We start from the raw sequence: 19,132 nt of genomic DNA on the forward strand, positions 1-19,132 counted from the left end.
GCTTGGCGAGGCCTGTGCCGTTCGCCGGGTTGGGGTTAGCTGCCGAAGAGTTTCTTGCCGATCTTCGCGAAGATACCCGGTTCCTTGGATGGGTCTATGATTTCAGGTTGGACGGAGAAGTCGGTGCCATTTTCGGTGACAGGAAGGCGTTTGTTGGCCCACTCGACCATTTGCAGTTGGGGGTTGTAGACGGGTGGTGTGATGCCTTCGGCGCGGAACACCGTCCACATCCACTGCGGTATGTTGTCCAGCGTTCTCGGGAACGCTTTCAGATCCTGGAACAATGTCAGTGCGTCCGCCGGACGATCGGGGATGGTTGTTTCATGGGCGAGTCTGAGGAGTTCCACGTCGAAGACCTCAAGTCTGCCGTCCGAATCTGGATAGAGATAGACCTTGCAGCTGGTCCACGTTCCGGCCCCCAGCACATACGACTCGCGGCGGATTTGCTTGAGCCACTGACTCATTGCCTCTCGTGAGAAATCCAAGGAAAAACTGCGCGCCCCCCAAACACCATCCCGCAAGATTTCCTCTGTCCGTCGAGACCATGCCTGATGGATCACGGAGGTGCTTACGACTTCCTGGGCGCAGGAGCCAAGGCCGCCTTCTTTGAATGTTTCAACTTGCAGGCGACGGAGGCCAGACGTTACGGACGGGCTCCACGCAAGTTGGCCGCTACTCAAAATGTCTCCTCTAGGTCCAAGGGCAAATTCGGAAACTCGTGAAACATGGGTGTCTCTGAATCGTACTTGTGCGTGACTTCAATGCTGTCGGGCAGCCCGGGTTTTGGTCCGGGGACGGCTTCTACCTTTACACGCAAGTCTAGGGTTTGTCCGGTGTCGACGCGGTGGAGGGCCTTGGTCATGAGGTCTCTTTCGAGTTGGTAGAACGCCAGGGTGTTCGGAGGTACGTTGGGGGTTCCGTGGCCTCTGTTTTGGAACATGAGTTGGGCCAGGAGGTTGGCGCCTTCGCATGGTCCTGCGAAGAGGGACGCGATGAGGTGGCCACCCGGGGCCGCGACCGCCGACACGGATACCGGCCAGTATCTGCTGCCATGGGGTGCGGTTGATGTCGCCTTGAGCAGATGAACCTCGACGACGGTGTACGCAGCTCCGCTTCTTTGGGGAGTTTGGATTGTGGCTGCTTGAGGTGTTGGTGTTGTCTAGCCGAAGAGTTTCTTGCCGATTTTCGCGAAGACGCCTGGTTCTTTGGATGGGTCGATGATTTGGGGTTGGGCGGAGAAGTCGGTGCCGGTTTCGGTGACGGGGAGGCGTTTGTTGGCCCACTCGACCATTTTGAGTTGTGGGTTGTAGACGGGTGGTGTGATGCCTTCGGCGCGGAACACCGTCCACATCCACTGCGGTATGTTGTCCAGCGTTCTCGGGAACGCTTTGAGGTCCTGGAACAATGTCAGTGCGTCCGCCGGACGATCAGGAATTCCATCGTCGTTGTCCGGCCTAAAGAGTTCAAAATCGAAGGTTTCGAGTCTGCCGTCCGAGTCAGGATAGAGGTAGACCTTGCAGCTGGTCCATGTGCCTTTACCTTGGACGTACGACTCGCGGCGGATGTCTTCGAGCCAATGTTCCATGGACTCGATGGAGAAGTCTTGAAAACTATGGGCGAAGCCCCATACGCCGTCACGACGGATGTCCTCGCTGCGCCGGCTCCAGGCCCGATGCATCACGGTCGTGCTGATGATTTCTTCAGCACCGAATCCTAGGCCGCCTTCGGCAAAAGCCTCTGCGCGCAGTCTTTGAAGACCAGTGACCACTTCTACCCCAGAAATTCGTGTTCCAATCATCATTCGAATGCCTCCTCGGAAAGTGGAAGGTCGGGAAAATGTTCTGACCTTTTTTCTCCGGAGCCGAACCAGTGAGTGACCTTTGACGATTCAGGCAGTCCGGGTTTTGGTCCGGGGACGGCTTCTACTTTTAGCTGTAAGTTTAGGGGTTGTCCGGTGTCGACGCGGTGGAGGGCGTTGGTCATTAGCTCTCGTTCGAGTTGGTAGAAGGCCAGGGTGTTGGCGGGTAAGTTGGGGGTTCCGTGGCCGCGGTTTTGGAACATGAGTTGGGCCAGGAGGTTGGCGCCTTCTCCTGGTCCTGCGAAGAGGGATGCGATGAGGTGGCCACCCTCGTAGCCGCGACCGCCGACACGGATACCGGCCAGTATCTGCTGCCATGCGCTGCGGTTGATGTCGCCTTTGAGCAGTCCGGTGATGTGAGCCTCGACGACGGCGTACGCAGCTCGGCTTCACCGCAAAGCTTGGATTGTGGCTGCTCTTTGTGACTGTTAGTGCTGACGGGCGCTCCGTCCGGCGTTGGTGCTGGCTATCCGCCGAAGAGTTTTTTGCCGATCTTCGCGAAGACGCCTGGTTCCCTGGATGGGTCAATAATCTCCGGTTCGACAGAGAAATCCGTGCCACTGTCGGTGACGGGGAGGCGTTTGTTGTCCCAATCGACAGTATTTAGTTGGGGGTTGTACACCGGGGGCGTCTGAGCATCTGTACGCAGAGCAGTCCACATCCATTCCTGAATATTGTCTAATGTGCGGGGAAATGTCAGGAGATCCATCTTGACGGCCTGCCCTGATGCTGGGCCGGTGGAATCTTTCGGATCACCGAACATGCCGCGAGTCAGAATCTCGTAGTCGAATGCCTCTATGCGCCCTTCGTTGGACGGGAAAAGGAATACTCTGAAGGTTTTCCATGTGCCGAGGCCTGGAACATAGAGTTCACGTCTGACTTCCATCAGCCAGTAGTCAAGGAGCTCGGGTGGGAAATCGGTTTGCCAGTCCCGACCACCCCACTGACCGTCGCGGCAAACATCGACGTAGCGCCTCGATGTATCTTGAAACATCAGCGAGGTGCTTATGACTTCCTGTGCGCCGAAGCCTAGTCCGGCCTTGGAGAAAGTATGCTCCTGGAGGCGAGCTAATCCCTGTCGAATTAGAGGGCTATCCACCACGGAATCTTGCATCAGGGCCTCACTATTTCGGGGACTCAAGATTTGGGAAGAAATCATCTTGAATCAAGTCCTTGTCAAACGAATGGGACACTTTGAGTCCACTGGGCAGACCGGGTTTTGGTCCTGGGACGGCTTCTACCTTTACACGCAAGTCTAGGGGTTGTCCGGTGTCGACGCGGTGGAGGGCCTTGGTCATCAGCTCTCGTTCGAGTTGGTAGAACGCCAGGGTGTTGGCGGGTACGTTGGGGGTTCCGTGTCCGCGGTTCTGGAACATGAGTTGGGCCATGAGGTTGGCGCCTTCTCCTGGTCCTGCGAAGAGGGACGCGATGAGGTGGCCGCCCTCGTAGCCGCGACCGCCTACACGGATACCGGCCAGTATCTGCTGCCATGCGCTGCGGTTGATGTCGCCTCGAGCAGATGAACCTCGACGACGGCGTACGCGGCTCCGCTTCTTCGGGGAGTTTGGATTGCGGCTGCTCTTTGTGACTGTGTTAGTGCTGACGGGCGCTCCGTCCGGCGTTGGTGCTGGCTATCCGCCGAAGAGTTTTTTGCCGATCTTCGCGAAGACGCCTGGTTCCAGTGTGGGGTCAATGACGACCGGTTCTATGCTGAAATCAGTTCCTCGGTCGGTAACTTGCCTGCGACGGTTCTTCCAGTCCACAGACTGGAACTCTGGATTGTAGATGGGAGGGATAATTCCTTCAGCTCGAAATATCTCCGACATCCAGGACGGAATATTGTCTATTGTCCTCGGAAAAGCTTTAAGGTCGCGGGCCCATGTCTTTACGTCCGCCGGCCGGTCCGGGATTTTAGTGGGCTTCTCGGGCCGTATAATTTCCTCATCGAAAACTTCGATGTAATTATCACCCGATTGTGAAACTCGTATGACGCAGATCGTCCAAGTACCCTGGCCGACGACATAGGACGAACGTCTCAGCTCGTACATCCAATTGGTGGTAGCCTCTTCGGAAAAAGTTACCGAAAAGTCCTGACTCTGAGGCACTCCCCGAAGCCAGGTGGCCTCTGTCATCCGGGACCAACCTGCGTGCAGTACTGCCGATATCTTGATGTCATCAGCAACAAAGCCAGCTCCGCTCGGCGAGAAGGCCTCCTTGTGTAATCGTTCAAGTCCTGTCGCTACTTGCGGAGAATTAAGTCTGAATGCTTGTGGCAATTTCTACTCTTCCGTATCAGGCAAATTATCAAATCTGTTGATTTCGATTTCCTCTGTTGAGTCGAACCGATTTCTGACTACCACGCTGCTAGGCAGGCCGGGCTTTGGTCCTGGGACGGCTTCTACCTTCAGACGCAAGTCTAGGGATTGTCCGGTGTCAACGCGGTGGAGGGCCTTGGTCATGAGGTCTCTTTCGAGTTGATAGAAGGCCAAGGTGTTGGGGGTACCGTGGCCTCTGTTTTGGAACATGAGTTGGGCCAGGAGGCTAGCGCCTTCGTGTCCGCCGAAGCGGCGGCCGGCAAGTATTTGCCGCTAGGCGCTGCGGTTAATGTCGCATTTGAGCGGCCCAACAGATTGTGGGGCCTCGACGGCGGCTTACGCAGCTCCGCTTCTTCACAAAACTTGGATCGCGGCTGCCCTGGGTGACCGTACTGGTGCGGACAGGGCGCGTTCGTGTCCGTATTGAAGCCTAGCTGCCGAAGAGCTTCCGGCTGATTTTCGCGAAGACACCTGGTTCTTTGGATGGGTCTATGATTTCAGGCTGGGCGGAGAAGTCGGTGCCGGTTTCGGCGACGGGTAGGCGTTTGTTGGCCCACTCGACTGTTTGCAGTTGAGGGTTGTAGACAGGGGGTGTGATGCCTTCGGCGCGGAACACCGTCCACATCCACTGCGGGATGTTGTCTAGCGTGCGTGGGAACGCTTTGAGGTCCTGGAACAATGTCAGTGCGTCCGCCGGACGATCAGGGATGGTTGTTTCGTGGGCGGGTCTGAGGAGTTCCACGTCGAAGACCTCAAGTCTGCCGTCCGAATCTGGATAGAGATAGACCTTGCAGCTGGTCCACGTTCCAAAGCCTAGGACGTACGACTCGCGGCGGACTTCCTCTAGCCAATCAATCATGGACTCGCGGGAAAACTCCAAGGAGAAGCTACGCGGTCCCCAAACACCGTCTCGCAAGATTGTCTCAGTTTGTTGGGACCAGGCCTGATGAATGACCGAGGTACTTATAACTTCTTGGGCACCGAATCCCAGGGCGCCTTCGCTGAAGGTCTCGCTCCTCAACCGGGTGAGGCCTACTAGCACGGAGGGTCTGGAAATGATTTCGCTGCTGCTCAAAGTGACTCCTTCTGCTCCATGGGCAAATTCGGAAAACGGCGAGTCGTTGATGTCTCCGCGTCGAACCGGAATGTAACGTCCACCCTGTCGGGCAGCCCGGGTTTTGGTCCTGGGACGGCTTCTACCTTTACACGCAAGTCTAGGGGTTGTCCGGTGTCGACGCGGTGAAGGGCCTTGGTCATCAGCTCTCGTTCGAGTTGGTAGAACGCCAGGGTGTTGGCGGGTACGTTGGGGGTTCCGTGTCCGCGGTTCTGGAACATGAGTTGGGCCATGAGGTTGGCGCCTTCTCCTGGTCCTGCGAAGAGGGACGCGATGATGTGGCCGCCCTCGTAGCCGCGACCGCCTACACGGATACCGGCCAGTATCTGCTGCCATGCGCTGCGGTTGATGTCGCCTTTGAGCAACCCGGTGATGTGTGCTTCGACGCTCTTGGGCTTGGCGAAGTCATCGGTGATGATCGTGAAGTGGTTTTCCAAGCCACCGTCGGTTTTCGCGACGACGTTGTAGGTGACATTGGGCATCCGCTTGTTCAATTCAACGGACCAGGCACCCTTGACGCCAGCGTACGTGTCTACGCGTTCGACCCGGCCTGTGGCATCCGTATAGAACCGTTCAAGACTGTCGTCCGTGAGGCCGCCGCTGGAATCTGGCATTTTGGTGCGGTTGTCCACGATGTACAAGGTGTTGGGTTCCAGCCCGGTCTTGGCTGGCGAGGTTGCCGTGCGCCACTCGGGAATGCTCATCAGCGAAGTCCACCACCGGTTTCTCTTCCCCGCATGCGTCGCAGGAGACGCTGGGTTGCGTCTCAAGTGTCCAGTCGGTGGCGGCCCAGTCGCTATAAGCGTCAAACAGGATGTCTTCATCCAGCGTCTCCCCACAGGCAGGGCAGGGGGGAGGGCCGAAATTCTCTCCCATGGAGTAACCATCCCGGTCATGAATCAGGGTCAAATTGCTGGTTCCCTTTGCGAGCCCTCGCTCAAGGGCCCGCGGTCCGGGTGTCAGGCAAAGACCCTCCACCCAATCGGACTCCCGTTCGGCACCCACCCATCCGGTGGTTACCAGCCATTCCTGAAGCCGACGGACGGCACTGTCCGCTTCCGCTGAAGATGCAGAAAGATCCACCAGGTACCAGATGTGTAAGCTCACGGTTCAGCCCCTCAAAAGGCGACTACTCGTCTGGATACTATCCAACCTGCGCAGCGACTTACGGGCACTGAGGGTTAGCTAGTGTCTGCCTGGGGTCCGCGCCATCAGAGCCTGAAGGTCTTCGGCAACCTTAGCTACCTCTCGCTGCCGGGAGGTGCGGACAGGCTTGGATCCATGTGTGGCTTGGCGAGCCGGCCTGTTGTTAGTGCGGCTTTGGCGGTGGACCTGAGGATCGCGGACAGGTGCGTCAACGGCGACGGCGCCCTGCAGGGGATCGTGGAAAAGAGGGAAGCTCATAGTTTCCGATCCTGACAGAAGCGGCCGGATGCTGATATGGACAGATGCATACGGTAGCCGGGGGCTGCTGTGCAGATGTCCATCGAGCCGCCGCGGTTCAGGTGTGCGGCCCCGAGCCTAGCCCCACAGTGCCTTCTTCAACAGCGCCCTCAGCTGCGTGTTCTCTTCCTCGCTGAGTGCCGCGAGCTGCGTCCGCTCACACTCTTCGAGCCCGGCCCGCGCTTTGTTGTGGATCCGGCGGCCCTCAGTGGTGGAGACGATGATCTTTGCCCGGCGGTCCTGCTTGCCTTGGGCTCGTTTGACCAGTCCGCGGTGCTCCAGATCGTCCACCAGGCTGACAACTTGGCTCGGATCCAGGCTAAGGAAATCGGCGAGCTCGCGTTGGGTGGGTTCCAAGCCGCTGCATGCGAGTGTCAGCACGGAGAATGATCGCTCGCGGAGGCCGTAGTCGGCCAGGGCTTTGTTGTTGAGCAGTGATCCTGTGGCGTGCAGTTTGGCCAGCAACAGGCCCACATCGCTGCCGATTTTTGCTGCGGCCAGGCGCGGGGTTTCCACTTCGGTGCTTTGCGGGCCCATGACAACTCCAATAGTAATGAAAAACAATCGTTGACTTTTTCAATGATCCGTATTCTCATTGATCATGACAAGGATCTCACGATGCAGTGGGATCGGCCTCACCGGCTCAGGCCGGTTACTGCATGCGAAGGAGCACGCCATGAGCTTGAACGGCAAGGTTGCAATCGTCACCGGGAGTGGACAGGGTCTTGGACTCGCTTACGCGAGGGAGCTCGCCCGCCAGGGTGCCGCCGTCGTTATTAACGACGTGAACGCCCAGACCGCTGCGGACGCTGTCGCCCAGATCGAGGCCGACGGCGGACGCGCCACCGCTGTGGTGGTCCCGGTGGGCACCACTGACGCCGCGAAGGCCCTGGTTGCAGGTGCTGTAGAAGCCTTCGGTCGGCTGGACATCCTGGTCACGAACGCCGGTATCCTGCGGGACAAGAGCATTCTCAAGATGACCGACGAGGACTTTGACCTGGTCATCAACGTGCACCTGAAAGGGACGTTCACTTGCGTTCGCGAGGCCTTCGCGTACTTCAAGGAGAACGGCATCGCCGGCCGGATCATCACCATCGGCTCGCCCACCGGGCAGCGTGGCAACTTCGGACAGACTAATTACGCCGCTGCCAAGGCCGGGATCGTGGGCATGGTCCGAACCTGGGCTCTGGAGATGAAGAAGGCCGGCGTGACGGTTAACTCCGTGATTCCGGTGGCCGCCACCGCCATGACCAAGACGGTCCCTTACTTCCAGAAGGCCGTCGAGGCCGATGAGCGTGGCGAGGCAATGCCGTCGTTCTTCCGTCACGATCTTGGTTTTGGAACGGCCGACGACGTCGCCGGGCTGATTGCCTTCCTCGCCTCTGATGCGGCTGCCGGCATTACCGGCCAGGCAATCGGTGCCGGTGGCGACCGGCTGCAAGTCTGGACGCACCCGACGGCGGCCACCACCGAGTACCGCGATGGCGGCTGGAGCTACGAGGCCCTGCAGGAAAATGCCGACTCGCTGTTTGGTCCGCAGGCGCTGCAGAGCTTCGGCGAGGAATTCCTGCCGCTGCCTGAGGAACTCCGGCCCGAGCCGGTGGCTGTCCCTTCGCAGGCGCGCTGATCATGGCCGACCGTTACGAGCTCGGCATCGACGCCGCTGCCCTGGATGCCATCGATATGCATGTCCACCTCGAAGTGGACAGCTGCGGGCACGGCTCGCTTCCGGACGCGCTGACGGAAGCGTCGGCGAAGTACTTCAAGTCCGAGGATCGGACCCCCTCGCTGGACAGGATCGCCGAGGTGTATCGCGAACTGAACATGGCCGCCGTCGTCTTCACCGTCGACGCCCGGACCCAGCTCAAGCATGAGCCCAACAGCATCCCCGAGCTGATTGCCGGAGCTGCGCGGAACAATGATGTGCTGATTCCTTTCGGCAGCGTTGACCCGCGGACGGGGGAGGACGCGATCGCGAGGGCAAAACACCAGGCTGTGGAGCTGGGTGCCCGGGGTTTCAAGTTCCATCCTTCGCTGCAGGGCTTCGACCCGTCCAACGAGGCGTTCTACCCGTTGTGGGAGACGCTCCAGGAGTTGGGGCTGCCATGCATTTTCCATACAGGCCAGAACGGCATGGGTGCGGGTCTTCCGGGCGGGTACGGGATCAAGTTGGCGTACTCGAATCCGCTGTTGCTGGATGCCGTGGCAGCTGATTTTCCCGGGCTGCAGATCATCATGGCCCACCCCTCGGTGCCATGGCAGGACGAGGCGAACTCGATCGCAACGCACAAGTCCAACGTGTTCATCGATCTCTCCGGGTGGTCGCCCAAGTACTTCCCGGAATCCCTGGTTCGGCTGTCCAACTCTGTTCTCCAGGACAAGGTGTTGTTCGGAACGGACTTCCCGCTGATCACCCCGCAAAAGTGGTTGAGGGCGTTCGCGGACATGCCGTTGAAGGACGAAGTCCGACCGAAGATTCTCAAGGACAACGCAGTCAGGCTGCTCGGGTTGGGTGGTTGAGATGAGCGTGAGTGTTGTGGATCAGAGGCTGTACACGGTGGCAGATTGGTACGACGCTGAAGCACTCCTCAGCACGGAGGAACGTCAGATCCTTGGGCGCCTGCGGACCTTCTTGGACGCTGAAGCCAAGCCGTTGCTGGCCGAGTACTGGGAGCGCGGAGAGTTCCCCGAGCAGTTGGCCGGACCGTTGATCGACTTGGATCTGATGGAACCCTTTGAGGCTCCAGCCCGAGGGATTTACCAAGGCTTCCGGATCTTCGAACTCGCCCGCACTGATGCCTCGTTGGCAACGTGGTACACAGCCCAAGCCGGTTTGTTCCGGACCGCCATCCGGGTGGGAGCCTCCGAGGCACAGCAGAAGGAGTGGATGCCCAAGGTCATCGACTTCTCCCTCAAAGGCGTCTTCTCGCTGACAGAACCGGAGCACGGCTCGGACATCGCCGGCGGGCTTTCCACCACCGCACGCTTCGAACCAGACCCAGGGACAGAGGCCGACGGCGGCAGCTGGGTTCTGGACGGCGCCAAGCGGTGGATTGGGGGCGCCTCAACGGCGGATGTGTTGTGCGTGTTCGCCCGCGACGTCGCGGACGGACAGGTCAAGGCATTCCTCGTGGACAGGACCGCCGCAGGGGTCAGCTTGGAGAAGATCCACGGTAAGACCTCGCTGCGGATGATGCAGAACGCCCACATCACCCTGGACAATGTTCGCGTATCCGAGGCAATGCGCCTGCACAACGTGAACTCGTTCAAGGACGTGGCCGCCATGCTGCGGGCGATGCGATCGGACGTTGCCTGGATCGCCACCGGGATCCAAGCAGGCGCGTTCGAAGCTGCCCTGGCGTATGTGAAGGAACGCCAACAGTTCGGCCGTTCCCTGGGGTCGTTCCAGCTGGTCCAGGAAAAGCTGGCACGCATGCTCGGCAACATCACTGCCAGCTTGTCGTTGGTGGTGCGGTTGACCGAGCAGCAGAGCTGGGGGATCTATCGGGACCAGGACTCGGCCCTGGCCAAAATGCAGACGTCCCTGATGATGCGCGAAACCGTCGCCTTGGCCCGCGAAGTGGTTGGCGGTAACGGCATCACCCTCGCGGCCGACGTCGCACGATTTCATGCAGACGCGGAAGCCGTCTATTCGTACGAAGGCACGCACGAAATCAACGCCCTCATTGTCGGCCGCGCCCTCACCGGCGAGAGTGCTTTCACCCACTGAACAACGAACACCAAAACACAACAACACAGGAGGCAAAGATGCCCAATCTCGTCGTCGATTTCGACACCCTGCTCACCATGTCCGGCAAGGATCTCGGCACCACCGACTACCGCGAAATCACCCAGCAGCAGATCAACCTGTTCGCTGACGCAACCGACGATCAGCAGTGGATCCATACCGACCCGGAACGCGCCAAGGACGGCCCGTTCGGCGCTCCGATCGCGCACGGTTTCCTCACCCTGTCCCTGATCATCCCGTTCTGGGGCGAGCTCTTCGACGTCGAGGGCGTGACCACCAAGGTCAACTACGGCCTGGACAAGGTCCGTTTCACCTCGCCGGTCAAGGTCGGCTCGAAGGTCCGAATGCAAGGCAGCATCGCCGAAGTCAGCGAAGTCAAGGGCGGCGCCCAGATCAAGGTCAACGCCACCATCGAAATCGAAGGCCAGGAACGCCCCGCCGTCGTCGCCGAGTTCCTCGCCCGTTTCTACAAGTAGGAACCGCTTCTACAAGTAGACATCCACCCCCTTTCCCTCCTCTCCCAAGGAACAGCCATGTCAGGACACACTGCGCTCGCACAGTCGAGCACGGCCGCTAAGCGCAAAGAGGCGCGCACGGTCATCATGTCCAGCTATCTGGGCAGCACCATCGAGTTCTACGACTTCCTGCTGTACGCAACTGCGGCAGCGGTTGCCTTTCCCAAAGTGTTCTTCGCCGGTACAGATGAGTGGGTGGGCGTGGTCGCGGCTTATGCCACGTTCGCGGCGGGTTATGTTGCCCGGCCTCTGGGCGGTATAATCTTCGGGCACTTCGGTGACCGCATTGGCCGCAAGGGCATGCTGATCGTGTCCATGGCCATGATGGGCATCGCTTCGACGTTGATTGGTCTAATCCCGGGAGCCAACGTCATTGGTCCTTGGGGCGCCGTGATCCTGGTGGTCTTGCGTGTTTGCCAGGGAATCGCCGTCGGCGGTGAATGGGGCGGGGCAGCGCTCATGGCCCTGGAGCATTCGGATCCCAAACGTCGCGGGTTCGCGGCATCGTTCGTCAATGCCGGTGCCCCGACGGGCGCAGTCCTCGGCACCGTTGTCATGGGCATTTTCTCCGCACTTCCCCAGGATGCATTCCTGGCCTGGGGCTGGCGAGTTCCATTCCTGTTGTCCTTCGTACTCCTGATAGTCGGCATGTTCGTCCGGCTCAGGGTCTCCGAAAGCCCAATCTTTGCCGAGGCCGTGGCCAAGGAAAGCGCCCAGGACACCAAGCGCAAGATCCCGCTGCTGGAAGTGCTGAAGCGTCCCAAGGCACTCATCATGATCATGTTTGCCGGTGCTGCCGGCTTCGGCCTCCAAGTAGTGCTGCCCACGTTCTCCGTCACCTATGCAGTGTCCAAGGGAGCACCACAACAAGGTGTGCTCTATGCCTTCGCGGGCGCCTCAGCCATCTCCATCCTGTTCGTCCTTTTGGGCGGTAGGCTCTCGGATCGCTTCGGCCGCCGTCCGGTCATGGTCACCGGCCTGGCCCTGTTCATCCTTTACTTGTTCCCCATGTTCGGGATGCTGAGTTCCGGCAACATCGCTGTGGTCTTCCTGGCCTTCACTGTGGCGCTGGTTCTGCATTCGTCCCTCTATGGTCCGCTGGCCGCGTTCGTGTCCGAGCAGTTCGGCACCACTAACCGCTATACCGGCGCAGCCGTCGGCTACCAGTTGGCAACACTGATTGGCGCGGGCTTCACACCCGGCATTGTGGCGAGCCTCTACAAGGACGCCGGCCAGAGCATCGTTCCCGTGGTGGTGTTCCTGTCCGTCATGTCGCTGGTATCGATTGTCTTCATCCTGCTGACGCGGGAGTCTAAGAACAACGACCTCTCTACGGTCAGTTAGGAGTACCGCACCATGGACAACAACGGAGTTGGATCCTGGCTGCACCGGCGCCGGATCAAGTCCGGTACCAAAACTGCCATCATTTCCGGTGAGCACACTGTGAGCTACGCGGAACTCGCAGAACGGACCGATCGTCTGGCCAACGCCCTTAAGGACAGGGGCGTGACCAAGGGGGACAGGGTGGCTTACCTCGGTGAGAATCACCCGTCCTTTGTGGAGACGTTCTTCGCCTGCGGGCTGCTGGGCGCCATCTTCGTCCCGTTGAACACCCGCTTGGCTGCCCCGGAGCTGCAGTTTCAACTGCAGGACTCCGGTGCGCGGCTCCTTATCAGCGCGGCATCGTTGGAGGACGTTGCCGCCGCGTCCTGCATCGACACTGACGTGACCCACCGCCTTGTAGTGGCGTCCGACGACGAGTCTGACGGTTCCGCTCTTAAGGCGCCATCCGGCGTCGAGCACTATGGTGAGGTGCTTGACGCTGGGGCCGCGGCGACGCTGGATGAAACCGTGACGTTGGAAGACGGCGCCATGATCCTCTACACCTCCGGCACCACCGGCAAGCCCAAAGGTGCTTTGCTGACACACGGCAACATCACCTGGAACTGCATCAACACGGTGGTGGACATGGACCTGAACCGCAACGACGTAGCGCTCATGATCTCACCACTGTTCCACGTGGCATCCCTTGATATGGGTTTGCTTCCCATGCTGCTCAAGGGTGCCACCGTGGTGCTTGAAGCCAAGTTCGACGCCGGGCGGGTGCTTGAGCTGGTGGACCAGCACAAAGTCACCACGCTCAACGGTGTCCCCACCACCTTCCAGATGCTCTGTGACCATCCGGGATGGTCGACGGCGGATCTCAGCTCCCTGGACAAGCTCACCTGCGGCGGTTCTGCCGTTCCGCAGCGGGTGCTGGATGCATATGAGCGGCGCGGCATCGGCTTCACCAGCTGTTATGGCATGACGGAAACCGCGCCGGGGGCCACCATGTTGCCGGTATCGAAGTCCAAGGAAAAGGCAGGCTCCGCCGGGCTTCCGCACTTCTTCACTGATGTGCGGATTGCCGATCCACTGGGTGGTCTTGCTGCAGTTGGCGCCGTGGGGGAGATCCAAATCTCCGGACCCAACGTGATCAAGGAGTACTGGAACCGGCCCGAAGCAACCGCCGAGAGTTATTCCGAGTCCTCTTGGTTCCGCTCCGGCGATATGGGCTACCAAGACGGGGAAGGCTTCCTGTTCGTTTCGGACCGCATCAAGGACATGATCATTTCCGGAGGGGAGAACATCTACCCGGCTGAGGTGGAAGCTGCCATCTCAGAGCTCCCCGCAGTGGGGAGTGTGGCCGTGATCGGCATGGATGACAACAAATGGGGAGAAGTGCCCAGGGCGATCATCACATTGCGCGACGGTGCGTCCCTGACCGAAGAGCAACTGCGCTCGCATCTGGAGGGCCGGTTGGCACGGTACAAAATCCCCAAGTCAGTGGTATTCGTTGAGGAGATGCCACGAACCGCCAGCGGGAAGATCCGGAAGATGGACCTCCGAAAGCACTACGCGCAGTGACGCTCGACCGTATTCAATGTCACCTGTCGTGGCAAAGAATATGCTGTCTCATGGCAAGCCGCACCGACGAAATATTGCGTTACCAAGCTAAATCCGGGTTAATTTCCTCCATCGAACTGCCTAATTCGGTGTAAGGGCATTACGATAGGCACGACTCACACACTGAGCACGAAGCTTCATCACGACTCACCTAACCCGGGGGATATACCAATGACCAGTTACCCGCAACAACCTCAGCAAACCGAGCAGTACGGCGTCCAAGCCGGCGAACCGCCGCTGTGGGCACCTTATTACGGCGCTCCGATCGGCGCGGCCGTCAAGCGTTTCTTCAAGAAATACACCGCATTCAGTGGCCGCGCGAGCCGCAGCGAATACTGGTGGGTCGCCCTTGCCTTGGGCGTGGTTGGCTTTGTCCTGCAGCTCCTCACCGGCATTCTCGGTGCAGCCGGATCCACCACCACCAGCAGCGGCACGGTTCCCGGCCCGGGAGCCGTGGTGGGCATCATTCTGATCTCCGTGTTCTACCTGGCGGTCCTTATCCCGTCCATCGCCCTGCTGGTTCGTCGTCTCCACGATGGCAACTTCAGCGGCTGGCTGGCCCTTCTCGGGCTCATCCCGTTCGTGGGTGGACTTGCCATCCTGGTCTTCGCGCTCCTGCCGTCCAACCCGGCCGGCCAGCGTTTTGATCAGCCGACTGCATAGTCAGCCACATAGCAAGTAATTCGTTTCACAGAAAAGGGCGGCACCTCGCGTGCCGCCCTTTTTCGTGCCCTTCTTCGGACAATTTTCGGGCGTCACGTGCCGTAAAAGCGGCACGCGTGACATGCTGTGACTGATTCGGGCCCACCCAAAGACGAGGACTGCCATGCCCCACCCTCCACGCATAAGAACCATCAAACGCTGCGCCGTGGTGGGTGGCGGGATCATCGGCATTGCAGTGGCGAGGGAACTGACGAACAGGCTCGAGGGCGTCCAAGTCACTGTCTACGAAAAGGAAGACCGGCTCGCAGCACACCAGACCGGACACAACTCGGGGGTGGTTCACGCAGGCCTGTACTACGAGCCCGGCGGTCTGAAGGCAAAGCTGTGCCGCCGGGGAGTGGAGCTGCTGCAGGAATTCTGCGCCATGAAGAACCTGCCCTATGAGGCGTGCGGCAAGTTGGTTATTGCCCAGACACCCGAGGAATCGGATCGCTTGGACAAGATTTTCGCCCGTGCCACGGCCAACGGGGTCCCGGGCGCAAGGATGCTGCGGGGCGAGCAGCTACGCGAGGTGGAGCCGAACGCCGTCGGGCTTTCCGCTCTTCACTCGCCGGAAACGGCGATCGTTGACTACACGGCTATCACCAACGCGCTCGCCGACGACGTCCGTAGTTCGGGCGGAAGCATCCGGCTCAGGCAGGAAGTTACCAGGCTTGAGCAACAGCACAGCGGCGTGGTGGTCAGTACCAGGGATGGCGGCGAACATTACGACCTCGTGGTGGTGTGCGCGGGCCTTCAATCGGATCGCGTGGCCGAAGCGACGGGTGAACCGGCTACCCCAAGGATCGTGCCGTTCTTTGGGCAGTACTTCCTCCTGGGTGAGGAGGCCCGGGATCAAGTTCGCGGGCTGATTTACCCGGTGCCGGACCCAAAACACCCCTTCCTCGGTGTCCACCTCACCAAACGCATCGACGGTGAAATGATGCTCGGTCCAAATGCATTCATCTCCTTCGGCCGCGAGTCTTACTCGTGGAATGAGGTGAATGCCCGCGACGTACTGAACTACACGCTGTTTCCTGGATTCTGGAAATTTGCCAGGCAGAATGTGCCGTCAGCTGTTCGTGAATTCCAGACCGTAGTGAGCAAGAAAAAGTTCATCCGCGAGGCCGTGCGCTTTGTGCCGTCGCTGGAAGGCGCCACCATTCTTCCGGGCACCCGGGGCGTGCGCGCGCAGGCCATGAACGGTGACGGTTCGCTGGTGGACGACTTTGTCATCGCACGACGCCGGGACACGGTCTTGGTGCGCAACGCACCTTCTCCCGGGGCTACTTCGTCCATGGCCATAGCGGAGTACATCGTGGAGAAGGCTTTGCAGGATTGAGGAGTTAACAAACTGGTGATCCAACGGAAACGGCCGCCAAACGCGGGCTGGATACCGTTGCCGCATGATCGGATCACTAGCTTCGCTTGCCAGTTCAGTCGGCACCACCATAGCGGCCTGGATTGAGGCAGCGTACGTCCTGGATTGCACTGGCCCGTCGGCGGAGGAACAGGGTGCAGGTGGCCCGGGGAGCATGAGTGATTTGTCATGGCTCCCTGCCCTCAGCGGCGTCACGGTTGCCAGTGCTCAGGCCATCCAAACGCACGCCGCAAGGGTGCGTTCAGAGTCCTAGAAGCCGCTCGGAATGCTGCAGAATGTCGCGTTGGGCACACTTTTCGCTGATCTCCTCTGATATGCCCTAAACTGCTTCACTGAGGTGCCGGAAGAGGCACTATGCAGCAACGAAAGCGAAGCTCAATGGCTACTGATTACGATGCCCCGCGCAAGACAGAAGAAGAGTCTCCCGCCGAGTCGCTTGAGGCCCTTCAGGCATCCCGAGGAAACACTGCGCAGACTGCGGTCATCGACGTCGAGGAAAACGATACCGCCGAAGGAATCGACCTGCCCGGAGCAGATCTTTCCGGTGAAGAACTGACAGTCATTGTGGTCCCGGAGCAGTCCGACGAATTCACGTGCGGCTCCTGTTTCCTGGTCCGTCACAGGTCCCAGATTGCATTGGAAAAGAACGGTCTTAAGTTCTGTAAGGACTGCGAAGGCTAAATAACGCCAAGGTCTCGTTATCTTCGGTTACGAATATGGGCGCGAGCACCCTCTGCACGGCCGCCCAATGCCCAAAATACGGCCCGACAATAACCCTCTTGTGACCACCGCTGCGTCCACTTAACGGTTGCGCCCCGAAGCGGCCACAACCCGCCCAAAGCCCCTGCTGCGCTCCTACTGTTGAAGTATCAACTTCGCCTGAAGGGGGCACAAAAAATGAGGAAATTTGGAGCGGGTTTGGCAGCGGTCATGGCAGCTGCCGGTCTCGGTCTGGTGGCGCCGGGGCCAGCCTCGGCAGCAACATATTGCGGTATCTCGTGGGGTTCCATGGCCAAGGCAGACCTCGACATGAGCTCCGCCAGTGTCACCAACGTTCGCACCGGGCAACAGCCCTGCTATGACCGTCTGGTGATCGACATGACAGGTAAGGTGGCCGGCTACGTCGTTCAGTACGTTCCTGTAGTGACCCAGGATGCTACCGGCTACCCCATCCCGGTGCTGGGGGATGCTGATCTCCAAGTGATGGTCACGGCGCCGTCGTACAACCAGTACAACCAGCCGACGTATGTGCCGGCAGCCAAGGCCGAATTGTCCAACGTCTCCGGTTATCAGACCTTCCGGCAGGTGGTTTACGCGGGCAGTTTTGAGGGCACCACCAGCATTGGGCTGGGCGTCCGTGCACGTCTTCCGTTCCGGGTCTTCACCCTGGACGGGCCCGACGGCGGTTCTCGCCTGGTAGTGGACGTGGCGCATCGTTGGTGATTGACGGGGCGCTGAAGTGCCCAGATCGCGGGAAAGCTGCCAATTCGCCCGGAGATGTCCGGCGAACTGGCAGCTTTCCCACGAACTCCGCGGAAGGCGGGCCTACTCCGGCACCACCAGAGCCGGCGTGTCCTTTCGGATGGTCTCGCCACGGAAGAACCCGGGCCGAACACGGGACATGATCAACATGACCACTACGCCCAAAGCCAGGATGCCGATGCCCAGGACGAATACGAGCCCCACCCCGAAGATCTCCGAGCCACTGCCGAACTCGGGAGCCCAGCTGTCCACGGCAGTCTGCAGGAACACGACGAACAGGCCGACGCCACCCAGCAGCGGGCAGACGAGTCGCAGGAAGAAGTTCCTGGCGCTGGAGAACACACTGTTGCGGAAGTACCAGACACAGGCGATGGCCGTGAGTCCGTAGTAGAAGCAGATCATCAGGCCAAGGGCCAGAATGGTGTCGTTCAGGACGTTTTCACTGATCACGTGCATCACCGCGTAGAAGCCCGCAGACAGGACGCCAGCCGCTATGGTGGCGAAGCCCGGCGTCGAGAACTTCCTGCTCATGTGGCTGAAGCGCTCCGGCAGGGCGCCGTAATGCGCCATGGCCAACAGGCTGCGCGACGGTGAGGTGAACGTTGACTGAAGCGAGGCCGCGGAGCTGGAAAGCACGGCGAGGGACATGAGGATGGCGAATGGACCCATGACCGGTGATGCCAGTGCGGTGAAGACGTTGGCGTGGTTTTCCTCGTTGTTCAGGCCGATCCCGGTATCGCCGACGCCTGCGAACATCATGGTGGCAATGGTGACCAGGAGGTAGATGCCCAGGACGATCACCGCTGTCAGCGTGCCTGCGAGGCCCGCGGTCTTCTTACCGTTGGCCGTTTCCTCGTTGACGGTCAGGCATACATCCCAGCCCCAGTAGACGAAGATCGATAATGAGATGCCGGCTGCGATCTGGCCGAACGTCTCGATCTTGGTGACGTCGAACCAGTCCCAGCTGAAGGGCACAGCAGTTTCGGAGGTGGACCAGTTAGCGAACGCCATGGCGACGAACAGGCCAAGGACCAGCAGCTGGAATCCCACCAGGCCGTACTGGACAATCTTGGTGGTGTGGAGGCCGCGGTAGCTGATCCAGACAGCAAGTGCCACGAAGACGAAGCACGTGGCAACGTTGAGCAGCTTGTTCGAAGCGAGGTCTGCGAGCTCGGGTGAACCCGTGGCCTGTGCGAGGAACAGGTAGAAAAAGTCCACGGCCACGCCCGCCAGGTTGGACAGAACAATGATGTTGGCGGCCAGCAAACCCCAGCCGCCCATCCAGCCAACCCACGGTCCGAACGCTTTGGTTACCCATGTGAAGGTGGTGCCGCTGTCGGGGGAGTCTGCATTGAGTTCCCGGTACGCCAAGGACACCAGGATCATCGGGATGAACCCGATCAGGAAGATGACAGGCAATTGCAGCCCGACTTCGTTGACAGTTGGGCCTAGCGCACCGGTGAGGGTGTACGCCGGGGCGATGGTGGAGATGCCAAGAACGACGACGGCGAGGAGCCCCAACTGCCCCGTCTTCAGTCCCTTGCCGCTGATGTCATGCGACTTCGCGGCTTCACTGCCGCTGCGTCGGATTGTCTGGCTCATGTAAGGCCCTTTCTAGATGGCCGAAA

At 59.8% G+C, this 19,132-nt stretch carries 23 protein-coding genes; 12 read left to right on the top strand and 11 right to left on the bottom strand.

Translation table 11 applies throughout. The features are described 5' to 3' along the window. Positions 1-35 precede the first annotated feature (35 nt). The 3 genes from ACZ5J0_RS04395 to ACZ5J0_RS04405 form a co-directional block, all read right to left on the bottom strand. Positions 36-680, bottom strand: coding sequence for a hypothetical protein (locus ACZ5J0_RS04395; RefSeq protein WP_142936514.1), 645 nt, complete (start codon positions 678-680; stop codon positions 36-38). Positions 681-1,159: 479 nt separating this feature from the next. Next, positions 1,160-1,801: a hypothetical protein gene (locus ACZ5J0_RS04400; protein WP_142936513.1), complete on the bottom strand. Its 642-nt coding sequence runs from the start codon at positions 1,799-1,801 to the stop codon at positions 1,160-1,162. Next, on the bottom strand, positions 1,798-2,154 hold the full coding sequence (locus ACZ5J0_RS04405; protein ID WP_223942598.1) for a DNA/RNA non-specific endonuclease: 357 nt from the start codon (positions 2,152-2,154) through the stop codon (positions 1,798-1,800). Before ACZ5J0_RS04405 ends, ACZ5J0_RS04400 begins: the two co-directional genes overlap by 4 nt. Between ACZ5J0_RS04405 and ACZ5J0_RS04410 the strand changes: the two genes are divergently transcribed. Then, entirely contained in the window at positions 2,041-2,283 is a 243-nt protein-coding gene (locus ACZ5J0_RS04410; protein ID WP_223941934.1) for a hypothetical protein, read from the top strand. The genes ACZ5J0_RS04405 and ACZ5J0_RS04410 overlap by 114 nt on opposite strands. Before the next feature lie 41 nt (positions 2,284-2,324). Here the strand turns inward: ACZ5J0_RS04410 and ACZ5J0_RS04415 are convergent, their stop codons facing one another. The 7 genes from ACZ5J0_RS04415 to ACZ5J0_RS04445 all read right to left on the bottom strand — a co-directional run bounded on the left by ACZ5J0_RS04415 (position 2,325) and on the right by ACZ5J0_RS04445 (position 7,267). Further along, positions 2,325-2,972 carry a hypothetical protein gene (locus tag ACZ5J0_RS04415; protein ID WP_142936531.1) on the bottom strand — a complete coding sequence of 216 codons (648 nt, stop codon included), beginning with the start codon at positions 2,970-2,972 and terminating at the stop codon, positions 2,325-2,327. Positions 2,973-2,982: 10 nt separating this feature from the next. After that, positions 2,983-3,363 carry a DNA/RNA non-specific endonuclease gene (locus ACZ5J0_RS04420; protein ID WP_142936530.1) on the bottom strand — a complete coding sequence of 127 codons (381 nt, stop codon included), beginning with the start codon at positions 3,361-3,363 and terminating at the stop codon, positions 2,983-2,985. Positions 3,364-3,489: 126 nt separating this feature from the next. Then, positions 3,490-4,134: a hypothetical protein gene (locus ACZ5J0_RS04425; RefSeq protein WP_142936512.1), complete on the bottom strand. Its 645-nt coding sequence runs from the start codon at positions 4,132-4,134 to the stop codon at positions 3,490-3,492. Positions 4,135-4,603: 469 nt separating this feature from the next. Continuing rightward, positions 4,604-5,032, bottom strand: a complete 429-nt coding sequence (locus ACZ5J0_RS04430) for a hypothetical protein (protein WP_223941935.1) — start codon at positions 5,030-5,032, stop codon at positions 4,604-4,606. Between the two features lie 212 nt (positions 5,033-5,244). Further along, positions 5,245-5,991, bottom strand: coding sequence for a DNA/RNA non-specific endonuclease (locus ACZ5J0_RS04435; protein ID WP_160147610.1), 747 nt, complete (start codon positions 5,989-5,991; stop codon positions 5,245-5,247). A gap of 481 nt (positions 5,992-6,472) precedes the next feature. Further along, a complete protein-coding gene (locus tag ACZ5J0_RS04440; protein WP_142936509.1) occupies positions 6,473-6,691 on the bottom strand; it encodes a hypothetical protein in 219 nt (72 codons plus the stop codon). Between the two features lie 117 nt (positions 6,692-6,808). Further along, the gene (locus ACZ5J0_RS04445) at positions 6,809-7,267 is read right to left on the bottom strand and encodes a MarR family winged helix-turn-helix transcriptional regulator (RefSeq protein WP_142936508.1); all 459 of its coding nucleotides are present in this window, start codon (positions 7,265-7,267) and stop codon (positions 6,809-6,811) included. Positions 7,268-7,406: 139 nt separating this feature from the next. On the opposite strand from ACZ5J0_RS04445, the gene ACZ5J0_RS04450 reads away from it, so the two are divergent. From ACZ5J0_RS04450 to ACZ5J0_RS04500, 11 genes are all read left to right on the top strand, one after another. Continuing rightward, on the top strand, positions 7,407-8,357 hold the full coding sequence (locus ACZ5J0_RS04450; RefSeq protein WP_464094260.1) for an SDR family NAD(P)-dependent oxidoreductase: 951 nt from the start codon (positions 7,407-7,409) through the stop codon (positions 8,355-8,357). Between the two features lie 2 nt (positions 8,358-8,359). After that, a complete protein-coding gene (locus ACZ5J0_RS04455; protein WP_464094261.1) occupies positions 8,360-9,250 on the top strand; it encodes an amidohydrolase family protein in 891 nt (296 codons plus the stop codon). A gap of 1 nt (position 9,251) precedes the next feature. Beyond that, positions 9,252-10,460: an acyl-CoA dehydrogenase family protein gene (locus ACZ5J0_RS04460; protein WP_464094262.1), complete on the top strand. Its 1,209-nt coding sequence runs from the start codon at positions 9,252-9,254 to the stop codon at positions 10,458-10,460. 38 nt (positions 10,461-10,498) lie between these two features. Next, positions 10,499-10,954 carry a MaoC family dehydratase gene (locus ACZ5J0_RS04465; protein WP_166841622.1) on the top strand — a complete coding sequence of 152 codons (456 nt, stop codon included), beginning with the start codon at positions 10,499-10,501 and terminating at the stop codon, positions 10,952-10,954. Between the two features lie 57 nt (positions 10,955-11,011). Next, a complete protein-coding gene (locus ACZ5J0_RS04470; protein ID WP_142936503.1) occupies positions 11,012-12,337 on the top strand; it encodes an MFS transporter in 1,326 nt (441 codons plus the stop codon). A gap of 12 nt (positions 12,338-12,349) precedes the next feature. Beyond that, positions 12,350-13,900: an o-succinylbenzoate--CoA ligase gene (gene menE, locus ACZ5J0_RS04475; RefSeq protein ID WP_464094263.1), complete on the top strand. Its 1,551-nt coding sequence runs from the start codon at positions 12,350-12,352 to the stop codon at positions 13,898-13,900. Positions 13,901-14,110: 210 nt separating this feature from the next. Next, entirely contained in the window at positions 14,111-14,602 is a 492-nt protein-coding gene (locus tag ACZ5J0_RS04480) for a DUF805 domain-containing protein (RefSeq protein WP_142936501.1), read from the top strand. Positions 14,603-14,765: 163 nt separating this feature from the next. Then, a complete protein-coding gene (gene lhgO / locus ACZ5J0_RS04485) occupies positions 14,766-15,983 on the top strand; it encodes an L-2-hydroxyglutarate oxidase (protein WP_464094264.1) in 1,218 nt (405 codons plus the stop codon). A 64-nt stretch (positions 15,984-16,047) separates the two neighbouring features. Beyond that, positions 16,048-16,275 (top strand): hypothetical protein, encoded by a 228-nt coding sequence (locus ACZ5J0_RS04490; RefSeq protein WP_142936499.1) that lies wholly within the window; start codon positions 16,048-16,050, stop codon positions 16,273-16,275. Positions 16,276-16,400: 125 nt separating this feature from the next. Further along, positions 16,401-16,703 (top strand): DUF4193 domain-containing protein, encoded by a 303-nt coding sequence (locus ACZ5J0_RS04495; protein WP_024819766.1) that lies wholly within the window; start codon positions 16,401-16,403, stop codon positions 16,701-16,703. A gap of 216 nt (positions 16,704-16,919) precedes the next feature. Next, positions 16,920-17,465 carry an AMIN-like domain-containing (lipo)protein gene (locus tag ACZ5J0_RS04500; protein WP_142936498.1) on the top strand — a complete coding sequence of 182 codons (546 nt, stop codon included), beginning with the start codon at positions 16,920-16,922 and terminating at the stop codon, positions 17,463-17,465. Between the two features lie 102 nt (positions 17,466-17,567). On the opposite strand, the gene ACZ5J0_RS04505 is transcribed toward ACZ5J0_RS04500, so the two are convergent. Then, complete coding sequence (locus ACZ5J0_RS04505) at positions 17,568-19,106, bottom strand: APC family permease (protein WP_464094265.1); 1,539 nt, start codon at positions 19,104-19,106, stop codon at positions 17,568-17,570. Positions 19,107-19,132: the final 26 nt, after the last annotated feature.

The organism is Arthrobacter sp. DualSoilB13 (assembly GCF_055389195.1).